At 50.0% G+C, this 238-nt stretch carries 1 protein-coding gene; it reads right to left on the bottom strand.

From position 1 onward, the window contains the following. Nucleotides 1-238 (bottom strand): IS3 family transposase (locus tag AAEY83_RS18370; RefSeq protein ID WP_351061567.1); only part of this gene is annotated, 238 nt, incomplete at both ends.

Raw genomic sequence — 238 nt, 5'->3', positions numbered from 1 at the left:
CGTCGGCATTTGATGCCGTGCTCTTCTTTGATGCGTCTCACCATGTATAGGCTAATGTCATGGCCTCGCTCACTTAGATGCGCATGCAGACGCTCATATCCATAGCGCTCCTTTGTTTCACTGTGCGCGGCTTTAACCAGCAGCTCAGACTGGTTGCGATGTATCTGTTGCTCGCTGATATCACGACTCAGCCAGTCGTAGTAGCTAGAATGCTTAACCTTTAGTACACGGCACATAG

Origin of the sequence: Psychrobacter sp. TB20-MNA-CIBAN-0197 (assembly GCF_040309765.1) — a bacterium.
Lineage (GTDB): Bacteria > Pseudomonadota > Gammaproteobacteria > Pseudomonadales > Moraxellaceae > Psychrobacter > Psychrobacter submarinus.
This window is presented reverse-complemented; position numbering and strand designations above follow the sequence as displayed.